The sequence below is a fragment of the Phenylobacterium sp. genome (genome assembly GCF_031412415.1).
Taxonomy (GTDB): domain Bacteria; phylum Pseudomonadota; class Alphaproteobacteria; order Caulobacterales; family Caulobacteraceae; genus Phenylobacterium.
The window spans coordinates 1-3734 of the sequence record NZ_JANOCX010000280.1 but is presented as its reverse complement, the minus strand read 5'-3'; the positions used below and the strand labels follow the sequence as shown (position 1 = coordinate 3734).

General features: G+C 67.6%; 3 protein-coding genes. All 3 read right to left on the bottom strand.

The genetic code is table 11. The features are described 5' to 3' along the window. The coding region (locus RMO04_RS13625; RefSeq protein ID WP_309645314.1) for a tetratricopeptide repeat protein at positions 1-479 on the bottom strand (479 nt) is incomplete at its 3' end. Positions 480-525: 46 nt separating this feature from the next. Next, positions 526-2070 (bottom strand): cryptochrome/photolyase family protein, encoded by a 1545-nt coding sequence (locus RMO04_RS13620; protein ID WP_309645313.1) that lies wholly within the window; start codon positions 2068-2070, stop codon positions 526-528. 25 nt (positions 2071-2095) lie between these two features. Beyond that, on the bottom strand, positions 2096-3734 hold a 1639-nt coding region (gene carB, locus RMO04_RS13615), incomplete at its 5' end, for a carbamoyl-phosphate synthase large subunit (RefSeq protein ID WP_309645312.1).

Sequence of the window (3734 nt, the reverse complement as noted above, 5' to 3'; positions counted from 1 at the left end):
AGCCAGTCATGGCAGGCGGTGAGGCCGTCATAGTCGTCGGGCCGCACCCACGCGATGCAGCGCCGGTAGGCCGCTTCGGCCTTGTCCCACGCGCCCTGAAGGTAGTGAGCAAGGGCCAGGTGATACCAGGTGTTGAACTGGATGCTGGTGGCCGGCACCGGTAGTTCGTTGCCGGGCCCGTCCGGCTCGATCCACTCCGCCCGCCCCTCGATCAGGGCCGCGGCGCGGGCCAGGTCAGCCTCACCCTCCGCGAACCGTCGGGTCGACAGGTAGCGGTGGCCGCGCTGGCGCAGCAACTCGAAGGAATCCGGAAACCGCTCCAGCCCCTCGCTGAACACCGCAATGGCCTCCTCGATCCGGAACCGGAACCCCAGCACCCGGCCGTACCAGACGGTGTGGGCCAGGGAGGGGTCGGCTTCGTAGTGGAGCCGCGCCGCTTCGAGGGTGCGGCGGGAGCGTTCACGCGTGTCATCGGTCATGGCGCCAGTGGATCGCCTTCGAGCGCCGGTGGCAAGGAGCCAGGCGCTACAACCGGCCGTCGCGCATCGCCGCGAGGTGCGCCTGGGCCTGGCGCTGCAGGGCCGACTGCTTCTCAGCGCCCATGCGATCCCAGTTGGCGTAGACATAGGGCATGCGGGCGTTGTGACTGAACCGTTCCCGGTGTCGAGCGATGAAGTCCCAGTAGAGCGCGTTGAACGGGCAGGCGAGCTCGCCCACCGAGACGGTCGGGTCATAGGCGCAGCCCTCGCAGAAGTTGCTCATGCGGCGGATGTAGTTGGCGCTGGCGGCGTACGGCTTGGAAGCGACGATCCCGCCGTCCGCGTGCAGCGCCATGCCCAGGGTGTTGGGCGCTTCGACCCACTCATAGGCGTCGGCGTAGACGGCCAGGTACCATTCATGAACCGCCTTCGGGTCCAAACCGGCCAGCAGGGCGAAGTTGCCGGTGATCATCAGGCGCTGGATGTGGTGGGAGTAGGCGTGCTCGTGGGTGTGAGCCAGCGCCTCACCCATGCAGGCCATCCGGGTCTCGCCGCTCCAGTAGAACCAGGGCAGGGGCTCGACAGCGTCCAGGGCGTTGGTCTCAAGGTAGCCTGGCATGAAGCGCCAGTAGACGCCGCGCACGAACTCTCGCCAGCCCAAGATCTGGCGGATTAACCCCTCGACCGCGTTGAGCGGCGCGCGGCCTTCGCGAAAAGCCGCCTCGGCCTTGCGGCATACCTCCAGCGGATAGAGCAGTCCGGCGTTGATATAGGCCGCCAGCAGCGAGTGGCTCAGATAGGGCTGGCCCTTTAGCATGGCGTCCTGATGGTCGCCGAAGCCCGGCAGGACCTCGGCGATGAAGTGATCCAGCTCGCGCAGGGCCTGGCGGCGGGTGACCGCGAAATGGAAGGGCTCCAGCTGGCCGTAGCCCTCCGGGAACCGTCTCGCGACCAGGTCCAAGACCTGGCGGGTGATCGCGTCCTTCTTGAAACTCAGGCGACGGGTCGAGCTGAGGCCCGCCTTGGGCGGCTTGCGGTTCTCGGTGTCGAAGTTCCAGCGACCCCCGACGGGCTTGTCGTCCGGCTGCATCAGGATGTCGTGGTCGCGGCGCATCTCGCGGTAGAAGTACTCCATCCGCAGTTCGCGCCGGTCGTCCGCCCAGGCGGCGAACCTCTTGTGAGAGCACAGGAACCGAGTGTCCGGCAGGATGTCGAGCGGGACGGGGAGGGCAAGCCGCAAGGCCTCGAAGCCTTCGCGCAGTCGCCATTCGCCCGGTTCGGTGATGGCGACGCGGGCCGGACCCAGGTCGTTGACGGCGCGCAAGATCTCGCCGTCCAGGCTCTGGCTATTGTCCTCATCCTCCAGGTCGACATAGCGAACCGCGTAGCCGGCCGCGCGCAGGGCGGCGGCGTAGTGGCGCATGGCGGAGAACAGGAAGGCGATCTTCTTGACGTGATGGCGGACGTAGGACGCCTCGGCCATCACCTCGGCCATCAGGAAGACGTCGTGCGCCTTGCTGGCGCCGGCCACGACGTCGAGGCGCGTCGACAGCTGATCGCCAAGGATCACGCGCAGGACGGTCTCGGCCAATCGCCCTCCTAAGACGTCAGTCGCCTCAGGCGTAGCTCTGCAGAGGGCGGACTTCCAGGGTGTCCTCGACGGTGGCTGCGATGGCCTGGGCGGCGGCCAGGGCGCCGGCCGCGGTGGTGAAGTAAGGGGTCTTCATCATCAGGGCGGTGCGGCGGATGGCGAAGCTGTCGGCCAGGGACTGCTTGCCCTCGGTGGTGTTGAAGACCAGTTGCACCTCGCCGTTCTTCATGGCGTCGACGATGTGCGGGCGACCTTCCAGCACCTTCTTGACGATCTCCACGGCCAGGCCCTCGCCAGCCAGGTAGGAGGCCGTGCCGGAGGTGGCCAGGATGCGGAAGCCCAGCTCGATCAGGATGCGCACCGGTTCCTTGATCCAGGTCTTATCGTCGTCGCGCACTGAGACGAACACGCAGCCGGACTTGGGCAGGATCACGCCGCCGCCCAGCTGGCTCTTGGCGAAGGCGCGGGCGAAGGCCGGCGCGCTGGAGGTCTCGCCCTCGCGGATCCAGTCCAGGCCCATGACCTCGCCGGTCGAGCGCATTTCCGGGCCCAGGATGGTGTCGACGCCGGCGAAACGGGCGAAGGGGAAGACGGCTTCCTTCACGGCCACGTGGTCGTAGCGCTTTTCCACCAGATTGAAGCTGGAGAGCTTTTCGCCGGCCATGACCTTGGCGGCGATGGCGGCGATCGGCTGGCCAATGGTCTTGGCGACGAAGGGCACGGTGCGGCTGGCGCGGGGATTGACCTCCAGCACATAGATCCGCGGGGCGTCCGAGTGCGGCTCCTCGATGGCGAACTGCACGTTCATCAGGCCGCGCACGTTGAGCGCGAAGGCCATGGCCTCGGTCTGGCGCTTCAGCTCGGCGATGGTCTCGGGCTTCAGCGAGAAGGGCGGCATGGAGCAGGCGCTGTCGCCCGAGTGCACGCCAGCTTCTTCGATGTGCTCCATCACCCCGCAGACGAAGACGCTCTCGCCGTCGCAAAGAGCGTCGACGTCCACCTCGGTGGCGCGGCTGAGGTACTGATCGATCAGGACGGGGCTGTCGCCCGACACCTGCACGGCGGTGTTGACGTAGCGCTCGAGCTGCTCGTCGTCGCGGATGATCTCCATGGCCCGCCCGCCCAGGACGTAGGAGGGGCGGATCACGATCGGATACCCGACCTTGTGGGCCCCGGCGAAGGCCTCGTCGCGCGAACGGGCGATGGCGTTGACCGGCTGGGCGATCTTAAGGCGGTGCAGCAGCTGCTGGAACCGCTCGCGGTCCTCGGCCAGGTCGATGGCGTCGGGGGAGGTGCCCAGGATCGGGATGCCCGCGTCTTCCAGGGCCTGGGCCAGCTTCAGCGGCGTCTGGCCGCCGAACTGGACGATGACGCCCAGCAGGGTCCCGCGGGTCTGTTCAACCGCGATCAGCTCCAGCACGTCCTCGGCGGTCAAGGGCTCGAAATAGAGCCGGTCGGAGGTGTCGTAGTCGGTCGAGACGGTCTCCGGGTTGCAGTTGACCATGATCGACTCGACGCCGATAGCGTCGAGCGCGAAGGCGGCGTGGCAGCAGCAGTAGTCGAACTCGATCCCCTGGCCGATCCGGTTGGGACCGCCGCCCAGGATGATCGCCTTGCGCGCCTCGGTGGGCTCGCTCTCGCACTCCGGGGTCTGGCCCAGCGAG